The sequence below is a fragment of the Hyphomicrobiales bacterium genome, assembly GCA_016710435.1.
GTDB lineage: Bacteria > Pseudomonadota > Alphaproteobacteria > Rhizobiales > Aestuariivirgaceae > Aestuariivirga.
The window spans coordinates 25,777-42,753 of sequence record JADJVV010000006.1; the positions used below are offsets into that span (position 1 = coordinate 25,777).

At 57.8% G+C, this 16,977-nt stretch carries 25 protein-coding genes; 7 read left to right on the forward strand and 18 right to left on the reverse strand.

Annotation, left to right across the window (positions count from 1 at the left end):
* Positions 1 to 51 precede the first annotated feature (51 nt).
* The 10 genes from IPM06_17415 to IPM06_17460 are packed head-to-tail and all read right to left on the reverse strand — an operon-like array spanning position 52 to position 4,815.
* Positions 52 to 516 carry a hypothetical protein gene (locus tag IPM06_17415; protein ID MBK8772183.1) on the reverse strand — a complete coding sequence of 155 codons (465 nt, stop codon included), beginning with the start codon at positions 514 to 516 and terminating at the stop codon, positions 52 to 54.
* Between the two features lie 2 nt (positions 517 to 518).
* Entirely contained in the window at positions 519 to 968 is a 450-nt protein-coding gene (locus tag IPM06_17420) for a hypothetical protein (GenBank protein ID MBK8772184.1), read from the reverse strand.
* A gap of 15 nt (positions 969 to 983) precedes the next feature.
* On the reverse strand, positions 984 to 1,382 hold the full coding sequence (locus tag IPM06_17425; GenBank protein MBK8772185.1) for a DUF3168 domain-containing protein: 399 nt from the start codon (positions 1,380 to 1,382) through the stop codon (positions 984 to 986).
* Entirely contained in the window at positions 1,379 to 1,714 is a 336-nt protein-coding gene (locus IPM06_17430) for an HK97 gp10 family phage protein (GenBank protein ID MBK8772186.1), read from the reverse strand. The genes IPM06_17425 and IPM06_17430 overlap by 4 nt, the downstream gene beginning before the upstream one ends.
* The gene (locus IPM06_17435) at positions 1,711 to 2,067 is read right to left on the reverse strand and encodes a hypothetical protein (protein ID MBK8772187.1); all 357 of its coding nucleotides are present in this window, start codon (positions 2,065 to 2,067) and stop codon (positions 1,711 to 1,713) included. The genes IPM06_17430 and IPM06_17435 overlap by 4 nt, the downstream gene beginning before the upstream one ends.
* Positions 2,064 to 2,276 carry a hypothetical protein gene (locus IPM06_17440; protein ID MBK8772188.1) on the reverse strand — a complete coding sequence of 71 codons (213 nt, stop codon included), beginning with the start codon at positions 2,274 to 2,276 and terminating at the stop codon, positions 2,064 to 2,066. The genes IPM06_17435 and IPM06_17440 overlap by 4 nt, the downstream gene beginning before the upstream one ends.
* Positions 2,277 to 2,288: 12 nt before the next feature.
* Positions 2,289 to 2,630 (reverse strand): hypothetical protein, encoded by a 342-nt coding sequence (locus IPM06_17445; GenBank protein MBK8772189.1) that lies wholly within the window; start codon positions 2,628 to 2,630, stop codon positions 2,289 to 2,291.
* A gap of 5 nt (positions 2,631 to 2,635) precedes the next feature.
* A complete protein-coding gene (locus IPM06_17450) occupies positions 2,636 to 3,739 on the reverse strand; it encodes a major capsid protein (GenBank protein MBK8772190.1) in 1,104 nt (367 codons plus the stop codon).
* On the reverse strand, positions 3,739 to 4,155 hold the full coding sequence (locus IPM06_17455) for a hypothetical protein (protein MBK8772191.1): 417 nt from the start codon (positions 4,153 to 4,155) through the stop codon (positions 3,739 to 3,741). Before IPM06_17455 ends, IPM06_17450 begins: the two co-directional genes overlap by 1 nt.
* Before the next feature lie 12 nt (positions 4,156 to 4,167).
* A complete protein-coding gene (locus IPM06_17460) occupies positions 4,168 to 4,815 on the reverse strand; it encodes a hypothetical protein (GenBank protein MBK8772192.1) in 648 nt (215 codons plus the stop codon).
* Between the two features lie 86 nt (positions 4,816 to 4,901).
* Between IPM06_17460 and IPM06_17465 the strand changes: the two genes are divergently transcribed.
* Positions 4,902 to 5,102: a hypothetical protein gene (locus IPM06_17465; protein MBK8772193.1), complete on the forward strand. Its 201-nt coding sequence runs from the start codon at positions 4,902 to 4,904 to the stop codon at positions 5,100 to 5,102.
* Between the two features lie 19 nt (positions 5,103 to 5,121).
* Here IPM06_17465 and IPM06_17470 read toward each other — a convergent pair whose 3' ends face one another.
* From IPM06_17470 to IPM06_17505, 8 genes are all read right to left on the reverse strand, one after another.
* Positions 5,122 to 5,439 (reverse strand): hypothetical protein, encoded by a 318-nt coding sequence (locus tag IPM06_17470; protein MBK8772194.1) that lies wholly within the window; start codon positions 5,437 to 5,439, stop codon positions 5,122 to 5,124.
* 56 nt (positions 5,440 to 5,495) lie between these two features.
* Positions 5,496 to 6,920: a hypothetical protein gene (locus IPM06_17475; protein ID MBK8772195.1), complete on the reverse strand. Its 1,425-nt coding sequence runs from the start codon at positions 6,918 to 6,920 to the stop codon at positions 5,496 to 5,498.
* 16 nt (positions 6,921 to 6,936) lie between these two features.
* Positions 6,937 to 8,373 carry a hypothetical protein gene (locus IPM06_17480; GenBank protein MBK8772196.1) on the reverse strand — a complete coding sequence of 479 codons (1,437 nt, stop codon included), beginning with the start codon at positions 8,371 to 8,373 and terminating at the stop codon, positions 6,937 to 6,939.
* A complete protein-coding gene (locus tag IPM06_17485) occupies positions 8,333 to 8,848 on the reverse strand; it encodes a hypothetical protein (protein MBK8772197.1) in 516 nt (171 codons plus the stop codon). The genes IPM06_17480 and IPM06_17485 overlap by 41 nt, the downstream gene beginning before the upstream one ends.
* Positions 8,849 to 9,212: 364 nt before the next feature.
* Entirely contained in the window at positions 9,213 to 9,623 is a 411-nt protein-coding gene (locus IPM06_17490) for a hypothetical protein (protein MBK8772198.1), read from the reverse strand.
* Positions 9,620 to 9,925: a hypothetical protein gene (locus IPM06_17495; protein MBK8772199.1), complete on the reverse strand. Its 306-nt coding sequence runs from the start codon at positions 9,923 to 9,925 to the stop codon at positions 9,620 to 9,622. The genes IPM06_17490 and IPM06_17495 overlap by 4 nt, the downstream gene beginning before the upstream one ends.
* Before the next feature lie 3 nt (positions 9,926 to 9,928).
* Positions 9,929 to 10,381, reverse strand: coding sequence for a hypothetical protein (locus IPM06_17500; protein MBK8772200.1), 453 nt, complete (start codon positions 10,379 to 10,381; stop codon positions 9,929 to 9,931).
* Between the two features lie 248 nt (positions 10,382 to 10,629).
* Positions 10,630 to 11,823: an N-acetylmuramoyl-L-alanine amidase gene (locus IPM06_17505; GenBank protein MBK8772201.1), complete on the reverse strand. Its 1,194-nt coding sequence runs from the start codon at positions 11,821 to 11,823 to the stop codon at positions 10,630 to 10,632.
* Positions 11,824 to 12,515: 692 nt separating this feature from the next.
* Here IPM06_17505 and IPM06_17510 point away from each other — a divergent pair.
* The 6 genes from IPM06_17510 to IPM06_17535 all read left to right on the forward strand — a co-directional run.
* A complete protein-coding gene (locus tag IPM06_17510) occupies positions 12,516 to 12,707 on the forward strand; it encodes a hypothetical protein (protein MBK8772202.1) in 192 nt (63 codons plus the stop codon).
* Positions 12,708 to 12,968: 261 nt separating this feature from the next.
* Positions 12,969 to 13,610 (forward strand): hypothetical protein, encoded by a 642-nt coding sequence (locus tag IPM06_17515; protein MBK8772203.1) that lies wholly within the window; start codon positions 12,969 to 12,971, stop codon positions 13,608 to 13,610.
* The gene (locus IPM06_17520) at positions 13,607 to 13,807 is read left to right on the forward strand and encodes a hypothetical protein (protein MBK8772204.1); all 201 of its coding nucleotides are present in this window, start codon (positions 13,607 to 13,609) and stop codon (positions 13,805 to 13,807) included. The genes IPM06_17515 and IPM06_17520 overlap by 4 nt, the downstream gene beginning before the upstream one ends.
* A complete protein-coding gene (locus tag IPM06_17525) occupies positions 13,804 to 14,085 on the forward strand; it encodes a hypothetical protein (protein ID MBK8772205.1) in 282 nt (93 codons plus the stop codon). The genes IPM06_17520 and IPM06_17525 overlap by 4 nt, the downstream gene beginning before the upstream one ends.
* 186 nt (positions 14,086 to 14,271) lie before the next feature.
* Positions 14,272 to 15,093 (forward strand): hypothetical protein, encoded by an 822-nt coding sequence (locus IPM06_17530; GenBank protein ID MBK8772206.1) that lies wholly within the window; start codon positions 14,272 to 14,274, stop codon positions 15,091 to 15,093.
* A 72-nt stretch (positions 15,094 to 15,165) separates the two neighbouring features.
* Positions 15,166 to 16,977 (forward strand): AAA family ATPase (locus tag IPM06_17535; protein MBK8772207.1); only part of this gene is annotated, 1,812 nt, incomplete at its 3' end.

Below are 16,977 nucleotides of genomic sequence, written 5' to 3' on the forward strand. Positions count from 1 at the left end.
ATACGCGACGCCCAGGCAGGCAGGATACCCGCAAGCGCACAGACGCTTGCATCATGCGTGCGCTGCTGCCGACTCATGATCGGGTGGCGCGGTGGTGAGTGTAACAAGGAGAACCTCGATTTCTGCCATTGTTTTATCTGACAAGCCCCAGACCAGATCGACGAGCTGGCGCATAATGGCAGGATTACTTTGCATTATCAGCGTCTTTGCGCTAATGTCGTCAAGGGAAGGCACCACCATGCAGCGGCGTATTGTCTCAGCTGCAAAAACCGGGTAATCCGTGTCATCAGGCAGGACGGTACTCCGCCGATGAATCGCGAGCCGCTCCGCCCGATGAATTGCATCCTGATCTACCAACGAGAGGCTACGAATGCGCCACTTGAGCGGAGTGCCATCAGCGCGCTGCCAATCAGGAATGAGCACATCAACCTCGGCACGATCCGCCTGTCCAAGGGCATCGTGGATCGTACCGTAGGTCGTGACAGTTGGTGGCGCAAAGGAAATAAGCTGTGCCATGGCTAGCTAGCCGATCCGGCAGCTACCGTGGGAATCCCTGATCCCTCCGCCTCGAACGTCACACCGCCCTTCGCCTCTTGTTTGTACGTGTACTTACTATAGGTTGTGGTTGCTTTCGCAAAGGTAAACTTCGATCCTTTAATGGTGTCAAACACGAGCGTATCAGGCTCAGTTCCCACAAAGTATGCCTGTTGCAGACCCGCAACAAAAGCGTCGCTGTCAGCGTCTTCCCCTGTCGGCGACACATGCCCGCTAAGCTTAAAAGTGATCTTTCGCCCGGCGGGAATATCAACCGTGTTGGGATTGCCAATCCACGGCCCAGTCTCCTCTGTTTTTACTTCAACAGCAACTTCCCAGTCACCGACAAAAAAACCTTGACTGGTTGCAGCACCAAGTGTTAAGGTAATTTTTCCGTTCGTTCCAACAATAGGTGTGCTTGCACCGGCTGCCATAGGAAAACCTCCTGTTTATGTGATGGTGATGGTATAAACAAAGCCAGCCGCCCAAATCGGGCTGTCACTGGCAGGTATTGGTGGAAGTGGACGGGTAACAAGAACACGAAGTGTTCGATCCGCATGCGTGTAGCGTCCAGGAAGGGAGGTGGCAATGGCTATCGCCACATCGGACGCGCCTGCTTCGCTTGCCGCAAAAACGCGGATTGCAATCTCGCCTGTCCAGATGGTCTGCCCAATGAACGATTCAGCACGCCCACCCCGATCATGACTATGCCACACGATACAGGGAAGCGGCACGCCGACCGGCGCTTGCGATGCATAGACGTTGCCTGCGACAAACGGGCCAAGCTGACCCACAAAAAAGGTCGTCAGATGGCTGATAGCGGTCGGAATGGCGTTTGGGGCACTCATACAAGGAACGGCTTTAATGCATCGCGGATAGCCCGCTTGATGTCAATTGCACGGACAGCAGGGCCAAGAAAAGGTTGTGCGGGATACGACGGATCGGTCGTGCCATACTCAACGAACCGCGCATGGTCAGCGGTGAATCGCACATCATACGTGGATGTGCCGTTTGGCGCAGACGGATGCACAGACCCAGAATCGCGTAGCTCCCCTGTATCGACGGGGGCCAATTGTGCCGCGAGATCAGCCACCATGGTGGCAGCCTGAAACACGCCACGATCACAGGCGGCATCCACATTCGTCTGTAGGCGATCCCAACGGGAGAGTTTGAGTGTCATGACAGTTTTACCTCCGTCAACGGAAATGTTGCCGCTGTCTGAATGGTTTGTGTTCGTGCGGCTCCAACCGCAAACCAGCAATCGCGCACATGAAGCATATCTCCCGCACGCGTTGCACTCTCGATACGTGTGATCCACTGCGGCTGATCACGTTCGGTCAAAAGGCCATCGCGAGCCTGGCTTAGTCGTCGTGAGGTCGTCAGCAGCCCGAGTTCAACATGCACGATTGGCCAATCACGCACATCGCCAGACTGAGGGCCTGGCGGTTTGCGATGCACCGTTCCAGTCTCGGTCATCTGTGTTGCGCGGGCTTGACACAATGCGTTATATTCCTGAGCCGTGAGAAGGGTCATGGGTCAATACCCGGCAACGGCTGTGGCGTGGCATCGCGCTGGGTTGCATCAACAAAAACTGCCTTTCCTGCAAGCACGAGCGCATCGGCCTCGGTTGTTGATACCGTACCGACCGCGCCAGCTGGAAAAATAGTGACGCCATCTGCGAGCACAAACGGCACGAGGGCACGAATTGATCGCAGATCCAATGCTTTGCGCTTTGTTGTCATGGGAAAACCTCTCTAAAAAACCTGTTCAACACGTCCAGTGGTGCTCCCGCGTGGTGCACCAGAAAACGGATACCGTTGTGCTGCGCGCTGAGCAGCAGCATGCCCAGCGCGCAGCGTTGCAAGCCGATCAGCATATTCCAAGGTCACGGCATCAGCACTCATTTTTGAGGCCAACATACCGACGTGTGCAAGAACAGCCGTGAAAACCGCAGGCAGAGCGGCGGTATAATCGCCGCCCGCCTGCGTCAAGAGTGCCTGATACGTTACGTCATCCAGCCATGATGGGTCGGCAGTGTCGCCAACCGCGAGTCGTAGATGATCGATATCTGTTACGAGCGCAGGATTAAACGGCATAGCGCCTACTCCGTTCCAGCGATCACAATCCGTTTCGGGTCGAACACGACCGGCAATTCATTGCAGGCCGTCTCGCCGCGTAACGCCCAAGGCCGATGCTCAGGGGTGTAGACACGCGCCCAGCGCCCAGCAAGGCCGCCGCCTTCAACGGTGGGGGCCAAATGCATATAGCCAAGGAGACCCGGCGTGTCCAGCGGCACACTGCCGCTTGCCACTGTCCAGGTATTCAGCTGCGGTACGCCAACGCTGGTCATGACATTGTCTGGAAAAAAGGGAACTTGGACAAGTTCTGGTGCTTGACCAGCAATCGTTGCTTGTCGGATGACATCACCGCTCTGATCGATAATCATGAACGAGACAATGTCGCGCACGTCAGAGGTAAACTGCTGCTGCGCATTTATTCGTCGAACGGTGGCAGTAAAGGCATCCTGATTCGTAACGATCAACTGATTGACCGGATTACTGATAATTTTCAAATAGGTTGCGCGACTAACAAAACGATAGTCAACGCGACCTCCGAGTGCAAGATCACTTGCCTGAATGTCAGCCCAGAATTTTGATGCACTTCCGCCATAGGCATCATTGCCGGTACGAACGGCGAATTTATGCGCGGCGGGTAACCCGTAATCGACCTGAAGGCGAATGCCATTAAATGTCCAATCAATGGCACCCCTTCCAAAAACTTGTCCACGCATCCATTCAGCAGTATCAAGCTGTGCTTGGGCTAGAAGACGAGCAAAATTGAGCACCTGCTGCGTAATTGCCTCGGTGCTACTGCCACCGCGAAGTTGTGATTGCATCACGAGTTGTTGTAGATGACGCAACGAAGCCTCTGGAAGATCAAGCGCGAGCGCGACCTTCGCGGATTGCTCCATAAACGTGCTAACGCTCATGACACCGCTTTCGGGATACGGAGAGTCCATGCCGACGAGACCTGCCATCACCGCCCGTACCGTGATCGTGCTATCCTTGACGGTGTAATCCGGAATAGGTGTGTCTGGCAATAAGCGGCTAAACACATACTGTTGAGTTGGGCGTAATTCATTAATAATGCGCTGAGCCGCATTGGGGCCGAGACGAGCAAGCGCATCGGTGAAGGTAATGTCCATTAGCTTGCCCTCCCGTCGTTGTATGTGCGCCATGCAAAGCCCGTTCCAGCGGCGTTCAATTCTGTTTTGATGGGGGCTGCCAGCGTGCGCGGGGTGCCAGTCGCGTCAGGGAGCAGATTTTCATGAATGACGCCCCCAACGATCAGGCCGTAGCCGGTCAGGGCAGCGGTAGGATCGCCCTCGACGGCGGTTGTCTCAAGCAGGCCGACCGCCGGATTGGTGGTTACGACGCGTGGGCTGATTTTGCCGTTCCCAAGCAGTATTCCAACGGTTGCTCCTGCGGGGATGGTTTTCTTTCCGTCGGCGTTGGTGGCGCTGACCTGCGCCCAATCGATTTGGTGTCCACCATCACGATCAGCGCTGTGGGGATCGACGAGCCACCCAGGGGTGGCGACGGTTGTGGTTGTGGTTGCCATAAATGAAAACTCCTATGGCACGACGGCGTGCCGTGCCGTATTGATGGATGCTAAGTAGGCGGCGACTGGATCAGACGGCGACGCAGCGGCGAGCGGCTGTCGGACAGGGCTAGACCGTGCGGGACTCTGATCAAGGGCCGATAAAAAAGGCGCAATCGCTCCATCCTCCCGGATCGGGATAGCGGTGCCGTCGCGCACAATACAGGCCTGAGCGGGAGCATCTCCCATTGCAGGCGTGATCGTTACCTCCATATCGGGTGTGATCAGGCGGGCAAGCTTTGCCGCGTCCAGGTGGGCCGCATCGGCAGCCTGGCGAATAAGCAAATCTCGCGCTGTTTGGGCCGTCGCCGTGATCTGCTGCTGTAGCACATCAGGGGTCCCGAGCTGCTGATAGGCCGCCCACTGCGTGGCCTGCTCCGCCGTCAGCACAAGGTGTCCTGCGGGAAGTGCAGGGGTCGCAGACACCTGCTGGCGCAGCGTGCGGTTTTTCCCGCGCAGCGCATGATTGTCCTGCAAGACGACGGCGAGCCGCTCGGCTAATCGCACCGCATCGGTGCCATACCGCTCAAGCAGATCACTCCCCCGTGGGGCGAGATCGTCAACGGCGGAATCGTCAGGAGCAGCCGTATCAACGGCGGAATCGTCAGGGACAGTAGGCATACAAACTCCTTGAGGTATGCGAGGGGCAGCACGCATACAAAAACGCCCTGATAGGACGGCATTTTTGCTCGTTCCTATCAGGGCGCATGATGCGTGCTGATACCCGCTCTTTTGTTCTACTCAGTGTACGACGTTTTACGGGCGTTGTCAACCTTGGAGGGCGCTATCCCAAGAAGCCGCCCGACAAGCGCCCGTTGCTGCCCGATGCCGCGCTCCTGTTGACAGAGCGCGGCATAGAGCTGCTCCAGCTGCGCCCGCACGACGGGATGCTGCGGATCACGCAGTAGCAGATCAAGCACACTCAGATCATGACTTGACGGCATGCGGGGGACTTTCTGTCAGTAAAAAAGCAACCAGGGCGGGGTTGCGGCGTAATGTATCAAGCAGTGACCCGGTTAATGTCCGAATGGCCTGCTCTTCGGTGATCGTCTCACTCAAAGGCTCATGCAGATGCCAACAGCCGTGAAGCACCTCGTGCAGCAGCGCCAGACGCACATGATCAGGGTGGGTCGGTTGCAACACAATGAGCGCCTCTCCATAATCGATCAGCCCCCAAAACGGCTCGTTCGCCACAACCATCCGTGCGGCATACGCCGCAGCTGTGACGACGACGGCATACTGCACAGGGCCAATCTGGATCGTTGCTGGACACGTCGGTGCTGGCGGACGCCGGCGTGCGGTCATACGGGGCCCCCGTGCGCTGGCGCGGCCTGTAGGCGCAAACGCTCAGCGTCAGGATCGTCAATGCCAAACATGGTCAGCGCTGTCTCAAGGCTCAGATGCCCGGCATTGACAAGCTGGCTGATTGCCAACATATCAGTCGGAGCAAGCGGCCCCGCGCTCAGGCGGCACGCGGCCTCAGCGCGGACGACTGGGATTGGCATGCCCGCCAGGTCATGGCTCCACACAAAGACGGTCTCTAAAAGCCAGCGGATCGCCGCCTCAAGTGGGGTCGCCGTTGCGCGGAGACTGGTGATAAACTCGGCCCGCGCTTCCAGTCGTGACCGCCCACTGGCAGTAGCATCATCGCCCATAAGCACATGCAACTGATTCGTCTCCTCATGCAAGGCACGCTTCAGGGTCGCAATCGTGGCCTCAAACGTGGTCGTGGCAATCGGCTCCACAAAATTAATCGACGGGTTGGCATACCCCGTCAGGCGGTCGTCGGTATCGCGAACCTCCGCGCCTTGAAGATAGGTAACACCGCCGGGGCCAAGCGCGGCAGGCGTCACAACATAGCGTTGCCAGATGCCGGGGGACACCTGAATTGCGCCGCGCTCGTCTGGTTGCGCGGCCTGCCAGTAGCCGGGCGGCTGGGCATTGAGCGCCCAGCGCTCGCGGCTTCCCGCGAGATTGACATTGCGCACCATCTGCGTATACGCGAGGTTCAGCGCCTGCTGGAGCTGAAGGCAAGCGGGCGAGAAGAACGCCTCGCGGCGCAACTCATAGTGCAGTAGGCGGCCCCCAAGTTGGTAGCTCGCTTCGTCCACGACGGTGTCGCCGCGCAGCAGCCGCAGCACGGTCATCGTATCGCGCTGGGCCGTCAGCTCCAGCAGCGCATCGGTGCCATCATGAACGTGGGCAATGCCCACAGCGGGCTGTGACCAGGCGTCATCGATCACCGTTGCCTGACTCGCGGGCAACACCTGGATGGCGATAGCATGACACAGCGCATCCTGGGACGTGCCAGTGGGGAGATCGGGCAGCATCAGACGCCACACACAGCGCGTATCACGCAGCAAGAGGTCGACCGTTGTCTGGAGGAGCAGCCCCATACGGCGCGCATCCCACCAGCTCGTTAGGGCCGCCCCGACCGGCGTGGTCGCCTGGAACAAATCCCAGCGCGGCTCACGCCCCACGACACCATCCCGATGGCGATCACGCGCACGCCCCAGCACATCTTGCCAGATAAACGCCGCCGCAATGTCGCGGAGGGCCAGCGCTCGTGCAGCAGGATCATGGGGCAACGCGCCGATCCAGCCGCCGCCGCTATGCCAATGATCGCCTGCCAGGAACGGCGCAAGCCGCAGGGCAGTCTCAGACAGGGGCGGCAGACGATCCGCCAGCTGCGCGGCAGAGGCCGTGAATACCGTGTCAGTCACCATGGAAAACCCTCCTTGATTATCCGCCATAATAGCTATAGCTTGACGGCGCACGACGGACAGTGATTGGTCTCACCATCAGTCCATAGCGGGCCGCGTCATATGCATCATCGCCACCCTCGCCATCGGCATCGGTATCGATTTTCAACACATCTTCTGGGCGCTTGGGATCAGACAGTAGAAGCGGCATGGTCGCAAGCAAGCGCGGACAGCGGGTTGTGATAGCAACGGTTGGTGTCTGATGGCGGTGTGGGTCGCCTAAGCGCCGAAGCCATTCAGCGGCACCCGCAATCCGATCATTCGTCGCCGCTGTCCACTGGTAGCCCGCATCGCGCCATGTGGTTGCAGGACTGTGCCCACTGCTCTCGGTACCAAACAGATCGCCACCAGCAACACATGCGCTCAGGCGCGATGGCGTGAGGCCGTAGTGGGCAAGCATCGCCGTGACCGCCTCGGCATGACGCGGTATCAGCCAACGACGGGCTGCATGCTCGTCAACAAAAATGATCCGCCCATCACTTTCTTGTGCCACAAGATAGATCACCGTGTAATGTTGGAAGCCATAGTCCATGGCAAGCCACACACGCCAATGATCGGGGATCGTCGTAAGTGGTGGACACGCGATCCGATCATACTGCCAGTTTGTAAAAAACTGACCACCGGCGGCATCCCAATCCCCATCGCGCCACATTTTGCCAAGCACGCCATCCAGCCCAGCAAGCCACGCCCGATAGCCCGTGTCCAGATAGCGATTTTGATCAGCGTGCGCCGGAAGAAAACGGGTTACCGTTTCCGTACCAAACCGCCAAGGCAGCACAAACGTCTCACGGAAATACGCATGACCAATGCCGCCCGGATTGGTCGTCAGGTAAAGGCGCGGTCGCCAATCAGGCATGGTGGAACGAATCGATCCCCGTAACATCGTTAGCTTGGTTTTGCTGAGCTGTGTCACTTCTTCAATGGCGACGCCATCATACTCAATGCCTAAATATTGATCGATGTCGTCCTCATGGGCAAAGTGTCCTAGCACAATCCGGCTGCCGTTCGGAAAAACGACCACCCCGGCCTGAGCGCGATACTGATGTGGCGTCGCATACAGGATTTTGCGGCGAACATCCTCAAAGCTCTCCCGTGCAGCTTTCAGCACTTTCCGTAGAAACAACATTTTGAGACCCGGCATGCGCTGACAATCATCGAGTGCGATTTGCGCAAACACCGCATGCGTTTTCCCTGGCCCGCGTCGTCCACCGACAGCAATCTGCTCTGGGCCATCAGCCGCATCAGCGGCACGAAACGCCGCATGCCACGCAAGCTGATGCGGCTGGGCAACGTACCCGCCGCGCACAAACAGCGCGAGCTGATCGGGCGCGACCCCAGCGCGGCGGGCAGCACGCGCATAGCGGTCTATCGGACTGTCAGGATGCGGGTGTGGCATCATTGGTGTCAGGGTCGTCATACGCACGTAGCAGGGCCTGCTGAAACAGATCAATCGGAATACGCCCCGCATCAGGGCCGCTCAGCTCTTGTTTGGCTGGGGCATCTAAACCAAGAAGTTTTGATCGGCGCTCACTAGCGCGGATGAGATTGCCTAAATGCGTGGCTTCGCCGCTCGTTGTTTCTTTCCGAACACTCGCTTTAAGTGAGGCCCCGCCCTCTCCACTATCACGGCGCTCTGTAATGGTGGTTTCCTGCACACGTTTACTCGACTCCCAGGCATCCATCGCTTCACTGATAGCCCAAGTGAGCAATCGTTCTTCATGTGCGATCTTGTCCTCTCGTGCCTGATGCGTAGCAGCGTTCATTTTACGAATACGACTCCGTACTGCTTGGGGACTCATCGTAATACCATGGGTCTGCAATAATTGAGCGGCGATCTCTGTGCCGCTCAAGCCGCGCAAATCCATGGCATTAATCAGGCGGTCAAAGGCCATGCTTTGACGGGGGGTTGTGGCACGAGGGGCAGCCATAGACGAAAACTCCATAGACGAAAACAACGGGACTTTTCACTTTTTCATTAGTGTCATTATGACACAAGGCTCTAGTGTGCTATAATTATACTGTCAAACAAGAAAGGAAGGAAGAACGATGGCTATCGAATCGAACGGATGGAGCGTCAAAGGATGTTCCATCATTTATGCCCCACGAGGACAGGCCTTTGTCGTAAAGGGTTAACTGGGGCCTATCCCCCTCCACAGCTCTGACTCGTGATGAGCCAGAGCCACGCGCAAAGTGCACTCACGAGCGCCCCGCTCAGTGCACTGAGGAGGAGCACCACCACCATGGCGCTCCGATCACTCACCACAGCCACCCAAATCGCGCTGTCCACTGCACGATCCAGATCACCATGATCGTGACGAGAAGACTGACCACGACCGTCAGGCCGATCAGCCAGCGCGTCACACAGCGCTGGTAGCGCCGCAGCGTCTGCTCGCGCCGCCGCTCATCGGCCTCGCGCTGCTGGCGATACACATACTGATCGCGCTGATACGTGAGTTGGTTTTTCCACAAACTCTTCAAGTACTCGCGCATGGTGTCCGGCGGATTATCAAGCTGCTGGGCGATATTGACCACCACATGATGTTCGCCGCCGTGCCCGCCCTGAATAGTTCCAACCGTCGCGCCGACCACAGAGCCTGCATTGCGATCAACGTCCACCTCAACACCGAGGGGCGTTGTCGAAAAGTGCCAGGGCCATGTGCTTTTCATTCTCGACCTCCCATAGGACGCTGGCGATCCGGCGCACGGCGCTCCAAGGCATTGACACGCTGCTCCAGGTCATTGACGCGTGCCGCCAGTGTCTCGATCCGCTGATGCGCCAGCACACTCATACGGCTACTCGTGGCCGCCACTTGCTCAAAGACTCGCACGAGCAGCTCATTGAGCGCATGCCGGAGCATGTCCGCCTGGCGACTATGCAGCACATGCTCAACTCCAGTGATGACCGCGTCTACGGCGCGGGTCAGCGGGTGCTGAAGCGGGTGATCAGGATGATGAGGATCATGCGCCATTGCTTACCACTCCAATGCCTGAACCGTATTGGCTAAGATGGTCGCGAGTTGATCGTCAATGCCAAACCGCTGCTGATTATGCGTCAGGCTTTTGGCGATACTGTCCTGCTGCGTACGCTCGCTCGCGGCTTTCCAATCGCAGAGCATTTCGATGAGGTCGATCAGGGTCATATTAGTAATACCATCGGGAAAATGCTCAGGATGATGGCGATTGACCTGATAGTGATGCGCAATGGCCGACTGCGCCTCGGCAAGCGCCGCACGGTACGCCTCGGTGTCATAGGCCACATCCGTGAGCGCCAGCGTCAGCCGATCATAGCCGCTTTTTTCTGGTTCCCACAGTTTGCTTTCATCGTGATGCGCCGCCCGGATGTTCAGCTCGTGAATGATGGTCTGAAGCCGAGCCTGCACCGTGGCAATATGGGCCTGTGTATCGGCAGTTGAGTCATCGGTCATAATAATCCTATCCTGCTCAATCCAGTAATGGGTTCCACAGGGATTTCGAATTGATGGGCTTAGGCTCACCGAGCCGTCTGTGTGGGTGCCGAGTGTCCAGCCATCCCCACTCAGCGGCGTCACCGTGTGCATGCCACAGCCACAAACGCAGAGGTGGATCGCAGTATCGAAAAAGCGCGAGATATAAAGCTTTCCCGCTTCAAACGTTGTTGGCATGGTCTCGACCCAGATTGGCTCAAGCTCCGTAATCATGAGGCTCCTCGTAGCTGATTTGCAATGACTGCCAAACGTGCCCCGTAGTCCGCGCCGGGATCGGCCCAGCCCTGCCCGGTCGGGTTGTGGGCTGCACCGAGTTGTTTCAATGTCGGCGCGGAACCGCGCACATGATCGGGGAGTGGACGATATTGAAGCGCTGTGGCAATGGCCCGTCGCTGGTCGTGATAAAGGGTGGGCTCATGTCCATGCGGAAATGGCGCGATGGCCCGATCATCCAACGCATAGGCCAGCAGCCGTCCGATATGCGCGGGGATGCTGTGCGTGACCCAGGCGGAAAAGCTGAGGCCGTGCCGCCAGAGCCGCTCGGCCTCATCGTAGGCCCAGGTGGGCGGCATAGAATCGCGGGCGGTACCAATCCGCGTCTGCCCCGTTACGCCGATCCCGGCCGGGTTGCGACGCGGCCGGGCACACCACCAGCTTGTGAGATTCGCCGTCTCGTGCAGGCACTGTGCCGCCGCCAGCCAGGGATCGAGGCCCAGCGCCGTGCTCTGAAACCAGTACTGACTAGCAATGAGATGCACGTCCGTCAGCGCATACTGGCGCGTGCCCGCGCAACGGCGCTGCCAGGCCGCGACAAACGCATCATGCGCGTCGGGAACGACAGCACACAACGGGCTCGCCGCTGTGTAGGGGGGCGCAGCAAGCGCTGCTGTGAGCAGCGCGATCAGCGTGTCCTTGAGCGCATAGCCGTAGCGCCCAGGGCAGGTACGCCCTGGCATGCAATCGCGATGCGCCACCACATCAGGCCCAAGACCGGCCCAGCGATGCAGCACTGTGAGGGTGTCCACCAGGAGCGTGATCTGCGCCGGAGTGGGGAGCGTTGCGTCCCAATCGGCGACGACTTCGACGCCGAAGCGCCGGGCATTACATGGTCCAGCGTGGATGCCCGGCACGTGCAGCGGTGTCATAAGGAAGATGCCGTCGTGCGCGGTGCCTGCGGCAAGAAACAGATGGGGGCCGCGATCCCACGGCGGCTGATAGGTCATATAGTGCGCCTGCATGCTGCGAAGGCTTGCCGCGCCGCGCCAGAGGGGTTCATGGGGACGATAGGTGTTGTGATAAGTGGAACCAATGGGGGCAAACGAAGGGCGTGGCGCAGTTTGCAGCCACGCAGCAAACGCGGCGGGTGTCGCGAAGGAACGATTGAGATTGAGAAAGGATGCCATGACAGAAACCTCCAACCCAGCGCCTCAGCGCACACGGTCGAAGGTTTTTTGTATGTAGGCTAGTGTACCCGATCTTCCAGGCGATTGCAAGGGGTTATACGAGCAACCCAAAAAGACCCGCTATTTCGTGGTATCTCGCAGCGTGGTATACTAAATAGCGGATCGCCGCCGAACTCCAACACGGTCGAAGGTTGCGGAGAGCAGCGGCGATCTACCAAGGCAACCCCATACCGCGCTCCCAATCTTTTCGCTTGACGTGTACGGTTTTTCATACTATTATATGGGGGAAAATCCGTTTAACACTGCGAGACGAAATGAATGTGTTTCCCCTGTTTCCCCTGTTCGCCCAGGCGATCAAGCGCTACCCCGTGAGCGTGGCGCATCAGATGTTAGGGATTAAGAGCCGATCGCAGGTTTGTGCTTATCGCGCTGGGCGTAAGCTCCCGAAAGCAGAGCGCCTGCTGCTCTATCCCGATCTGACGGAGGCAGCGCGGCAAGACGTACAAGCGCTCCTCCAGACAAACGAAGAAGGCGTTTTCGCATAAGTGTTTGCATAAGTGTTTGCACGAGCGAAGGCGCTTTTTTGGTCTGCAAAAAGAACGAAAAACCGCCATTTTCCACTTGACATGTACGGTTTTTCGTACTATACTGACGATAGGTACGAAAAATCATACATGAAGGAATGCAAAAAGATGGAAATCGTTTATGATCGAGAAACCCACGACTATGCCATGTATCTCGATGGCGAACTGGTCGGCTTCGCTCGCACCTATCACGATGCTGAGGTCACGCTTGACCAGCTGCGCCTCGAACAGGCGCAGCACGCCGCGCCCCTGTCCGACCCCGCACTAGAGCCTCTCCCCGCCTCGGAAGCCGAGCTATGAATCCCACCCGTACCTGTCGGCGCTGCCTGAATGCGCAGGCCCTGGAAGCCTTTCCGGTGCTGCCCTCTGGCCATTTCAGTACGGTCTGTACTGGATGTCAGGGCACGCCACGGCAGTCACACGTCCTCTGCCCGATCTGCGGTATCCCCGCGCCGCAGCACTGGACGTGTGCCAAATGCGGCTGTCGGGGGCATCTCATCCCGCATACACAGGCAACCGAGCTGTGCGATTGGTGCCTGAAAGAAGAGAGGAACCACCCTCATGATTAACGTCGTTTATGATCAAGAAACCCACGACTATGCCATGTATCTCGATGGCGAACTGGTCGGCTTCGCTCGCACCTATCACGATGCTGAGGTCACGCTTGACCAGCTGCGCCTCGAACAGGCGCAGCACGCCGCGCCCCTGCTCGACCCCGCACTAGAGCCCATCCCCGCGCCCGGTAAACAGCTCGCGTTCTACAGCGAGCGCTATAAGACGGCGAAGCAGGCTGGCGACAACCAGACTGCTATCTATAGTCCCGTGCTACCAGACCTGTCTGATGCGCGACGGTGGCAGCGTTTCGCCGAGAGCACAGCCTATCGGCGCATCCTGCGCGAGGGCGACGCGCTTGATCAGGCGACAAGCAAAGAGCCGCCACCTATCGGGACAATTCCCGATGCCGTCTTGCAGGCTATCCAGCTCGCCCTTGATGGCGTTGTCGTGCCGGGCTGGATGGGCCCTCACGACGATATTGGGCGCGCCCGGCACGCCCTGAACACCGTGTATGCTGGGCGCGCTTGTCAGCTCGCTCGGCAGGGCATTGCGATTGAGCGTGCCTGTCAGCTCGCATGGAACGAGCTGTGGCACGCCCCGAACATGCCGGAGATTATCCGGCACACCCTCCAAGGAGGAACATCATGATAACACCAGCCTACTACGACAGCCGCCTGGTGACGCTGCCGCCGAAGCAGCACCCAACGTGCTGTCTCTGCGGCGAACCAGTCGCAGCCTATGCCAACGGCAACGCCTACTGCGAGCGGCATGCGCTCGCGCTGGTGCAGTGCATGCCGGATCAATCGCCCCCGCGCTACGGGGTACGAAAGGACGAAACATCATGAGAGACGACGGCGCGCTCCTGCTCACCCTGCTGCTGGTGGCGATCTGGTATCGCTATCAGGTCATGCAGTGGGAATCGGAGCGCGCCGCGCTCCGCGCAAAGCTTCGGCATGTGCGCGGCATACGGCAAGGACGGGCACGATCCATGCGACTCCTGGGCGGTCGCCGTGCCAATGGTCGAGCCATCCCCGCAGCTGCGGGGACGCCCTGCTATCACGAGCAAACCCAGCAAAACCAGCAATGTCGCCTGCCCGACGAAATCGGGCCCACGGAGCCGTGATCAAAGAAAACGAAGGGGGGTGATGCCAGGGAAAACCCTGATGAGGAAAAGGACAACGCTATCCCGGCCTGACGGGTGGCAGGGTGCCACGTTCGCCCCTGCACCACCCGTCAGTATATCGCCTCGTGGCACGTTACGCCACCCCATGCTCGCCATTGAGCAGAAGAAGAAAAAAAAGGAAACAGTATGACAATCGAATTTTTACCAACCGATTCCGTCTATCAAGAGCCATCCAATGGCTCGAATGACGGTTATGCTCGCCTCTACTGGATGAATGGCGAGCCACGGCTGCAAACACCAGGGCGCTTTTGGACATTTCCAGAACGGATGGACGAGGCGTCCATCCAATTGGAGTCGCCATGGAAGTCCATTGAGCACACTTTCAGCGATGGAGCGCAGAAGACATTATTGGCTAGTCCAGCGCTTCATCTTGCACCCATCTGCTGGCGTCAGCAGAATTTCTTGAAGGATGCCAGCGGCAATGTGGATTCCTGGCTTCCTGCTGGTAAGCGCGGGAAGTTTGCCCCCGGCGAGGGGGTTTACTTCGAGATGCTGACGTTCGTCGAAGGGAGCACGGAGGCTATGGTGTTTAGTGCAAAAGGCACAAAAACAGCTATGGCATGGCTTGCTAGCATTTTGCCGGACTATCGCAAAATGCGCGATGGTGTCCGGCAAATCCGAGGTGGGAAGCCGGTACCACCTTGGTGGTTCTGGCTCGCCATTCGCGGCGCGCTAGACGCGCAAAAGAAACCCGTGTACGAAAAAACGCTTGGAAACAACTATGTCACGCCACCCACCTGGGTGCATGACGATCTCTCCTCTCGCGACACATGGAAAGCCATGTACGTTGGGAATGAGCTTGCTGCACGCGGCGAGCTGCTCTACCAAGAAGCTGCCCTTTGGGCAAGCTCGCCCATTAGTGACAGTCATCAGGTCGTGCAGCAGGAGACCCCGTCTGGACGAAATACGCCGCGCCCACTAGAGGATGACAGCGAGATTCCTTTCTAGTCCCTCTATGATGGCTGAGCGTCCATCAAAAAACCGCTCACCAATTCTTTTTCTTTTACCATAGGATACACCATGAACTTGCTTACCACTGCGCTGCGCTACCATCAGGCGGGATTGACCGTTCTGCCAAATGATCCGGTCAAGAAATATCCCGTTGGTGTGCGTGGATGGGAAACGATAACCCCGACCGAAGCGCATATCCGTCAATGGTTTAGCACGGAACGACATGCTATTGGCATTCGTGATAGGGAAGGCCTTGATTTCGATAATAAAGGCCACCCAAGCGCAGAGGAACTGTATCATGCATGGTCGGCACTTGTAGATAAGATACGCCCTGGTTTGGTGCCTCGTCTCCTTTGTGAGCGAACACCGTCAGGTGGGTTTCATGTTGTCTGGCGCTGCGAGACGATCCAGGGCAATCAAAAGGTGGCTACCAGGCCACCAACGCCAGAGGAGCGTCAAGAGCACCCAAAAATGACGTTTGTCACGCTCATTGAGACACGAGGACAGGGGGGGCAGTTTCAGGTCGCACCCTCACCAGGATACACGCTCCTTCGCGGTGATTGGGCCGCACTCCCGTTGATTACCACGGAAGAACGGCAAGATGTCCTCGATTGCGCACGTGCACTTAGCCTGGCTGATACGCCGACGCTCCAACGAACAGAGCGCGAGAATAGCGCACCGTATGCGGCTGACGCTTCAGAGCGCCCAGGGGATATTTATAATCAGTATGCGCGATCCGATGTTCTCCCCATGTTGGAGCAAGAAGGGTGGCACGTTGTTGCATCGCGTGGCGATGCGGTTTACCTCTGTCGTCCTGGGAAACGCCATGGCGTTTCCGCCACCCTTGGCTACGTTGCCCCTGGCGTGCTCTATGTTTTTAGCAGCAATGCCAGCCCATTTGAGGCAGGGCGGGCGTATACACCGTTTGCGATCTACACCCACCTCAAGTATGCAGGCGATTTTCGTGCTGCTGCAAGCAGCCTTGCACAGCGCTACCGCATGCCAACGCGCACCATCGACGCGCAGACCGGTGAAATTCGTGATACGCCCCCCCTCATTCGTGATACTCGACGCGACTGGCGCGCAACGGGGATCACGCTTTCTGAACTACAACACAAACAATTTGAACCAGAGCGATGGGTTGTTGAGAGTTTGCTTCCCGAAGGTGCTTGTATTTTCGCGGCGAAATATAAGAGTCGTAAATCCTGGCTCGCGCTTGCGGTGGCGCTTGCCGTTGCCATGAATGGACGGGCGCTTGGACAATTGGCTGTTTCGAGTGGGCGCGTTTTATATCTTGATCTTGAGGGGAAGCAAGCGCGTATTCAGAAGCGGACAGGGGCCATTCTTGGCGTACAACAAGTGGAGTGGCCCAGTAATTTCCACATTTACACGAAATGGCCCCAGGGCGATGAGGGCATGCTTGAGCTCGAACATTGGTTTGCGAGCTATCCCGACACCGCTCTTGTCGTGATCGATGTTCTCGCGAGTTTTCGCCGCCCGATGCAAAAAAACGAGGATTTTTACCGCTATGATCGGGATACAGTCGATCCCATCAATGAACTTTTTGAGCGGCATAAAGCGGCTGGTCTCCTGGTGCATCACTTCAATAAGGGAAAACACGACGACATTATGGATAGCATTACGGGATCGACCGGACTGCCGAGCGCCGTCAATAGTATGTGGGGCATCACGCGTGATCCCAATAATAGCGAGCTTCAAATTCTGCACATAAAAGGTCGGGATTATACCAACGAAGATCCATTGTCCTTGCGGTGGGATCACTATCTCAATATGCATATCATCGAGGGATCGGCGCTCGAAATCTCGATGAGCGATGAGCGCCGAGCGATTCTCTCCTGCTTCGCTGATGAAAGTGCCCTC

Bases quoted from the DNA above. Each gene is read 5' to 3' on its own strand.
- IPM06_17415 (MBK8772183.1), bottom strand. From the start codon at position 516: ATGGCACAGCTTATTTCCTTTGCGCCACCAACTGTCACGACCTACGGT.
- IPM06_17420 (MBK8772184.1), bottom strand. From the start codon at position 968: ATGGCAGCCGGTGCAAGCACACCTATTGTTGGAACGAACGGAAAAATT.
- IPM06_17425 (MBK8772185.1), bottom strand. From the start codon at position 1,382: ATGAGTGCCCCAAACGCCATTCCGACCGCTATCAGCCATCTGACGACC.
- IPM06_17430 (MBK8772186.1), bottom strand. From the start codon at position 1,714: ATGACACTCAAACTCTCCCGTTGGGATCGCCTACAGACGAATGTGGAT.
- IPM06_17435 (MBK8772187.1), bottom strand. From the start codon at position 2,067: ATGACCCTTCTCACGGCTCAGGAATATAACGCATTGTGTCAAGCCCGC.
- IPM06_17440 (MBK8772188.1), bottom strand. From the start codon at position 2,276: ATGACAACAAAGCGCAAAGCATTGGATCTGCGATCAATTCGTGCCCTC.
- IPM06_17445 (MBK8772189.1), bottom strand. From the start codon at position 2,630: ATGCCGTTTAATCCTGCGCTCGTAACAGATATCGATCATCTACGACTC.
- IPM06_17450 (MBK8772190.1), bottom strand. From the start codon at position 3,739: ATGGACATTACCTTCACCGATGCGCTTGCTCGTCTCGGCCCCAATGCG.
- IPM06_17455 (MBK8772191.1), bottom strand. From the start codon at position 4,155: ATGGCAACCACAACCACAACCGTCGCCACCCCTGGGTGGCTCGTCGAT.
- IPM06_17460 (MBK8772192.1), bottom strand. From the start codon at position 4,815: ATGCCTACTGTCCCTGACGATTCCGCCGTTGATACGGCTGCTCCTGAC.
- IPM06_17465 (MBK8772193.1), top strand. From the start codon at position 4,902: ATGATGCGTGCTGATACCCGCTCTTTTGTTCTACTCAGTGTACGACGT.
- IPM06_17475 (MBK8772195.1), bottom strand. From the start codon at position 6,920: ATGGTGACTGACACGGTATTCACGGCCTCTGCCGCGCAGCTGGCGGAT.
- IPM06_17480 (MBK8772196.1), bottom strand. From the start codon at position 8,373: ATGACGACCCTGACACCAATGATGCCACACCCGCATCCTGACAGTCCG.
- IPM06_17485 (MBK8772197.1), bottom strand. From the start codon at position 8,848: ATGGCCTTTGACCGCCTGATTAATGCCATGGATTTGCGCGGCTTGAGC.
- IPM06_17490 (MBK8772198.1), bottom strand. From the start codon at position 9,623: ATGAAAAGCACATGGCCCTGGCACTTTTCGACAACGCCCCTCGGTGTT.
- IPM06_17495 (MBK8772199.1), bottom strand. From the start codon at position 9,925: ATGGCGCATGATCCTCATCATCCTGATCACCCGCTTCAGCACCCGCTG.
- IPM06_17500 (MBK8772200.1), bottom strand. From the start codon at position 10,381: ATGACCGATGACTCAACTGCCGATACACAGGCCCATATTGCCACGGTG.
- IPM06_17505 (MBK8772201.1), bottom strand. From the start codon at position 11,823: ATGGCATCCTTTCTCAATCTCAATCGTTCCTTCGCGACACCCGCCGCG.
- IPM06_17510 (MBK8772202.1), top strand. From the start codon at position 12,516: ATGGAAATCGTTTATGATCGAGAAACCCACGACTATGCCATGTATCTC.
- IPM06_17515 (MBK8772203.1), top strand. From the start codon at position 12,969: ATGATTAACGTCGTTTATGATCAAGAAACCCACGACTATGCCATGTAT.
- IPM06_17520 (MBK8772204.1), top strand. From the start codon at position 13,607: ATGATAACACCAGCCTACTACGACAGCCGCCTGGTGACGCTGCCGCCG.
- IPM06_17525 (MBK8772205.1), top strand. From the start codon at position 13,804: ATGAGAGACGACGGCGCGCTCCTGCTCACCCTGCTGCTGGTGGCGATC.
- IPM06_17530 (MBK8772206.1), top strand. From the start codon at position 14,272: ATGACAATCGAATTTTTACCAACCGATTCCGTCTATCAAGAGCCATCC.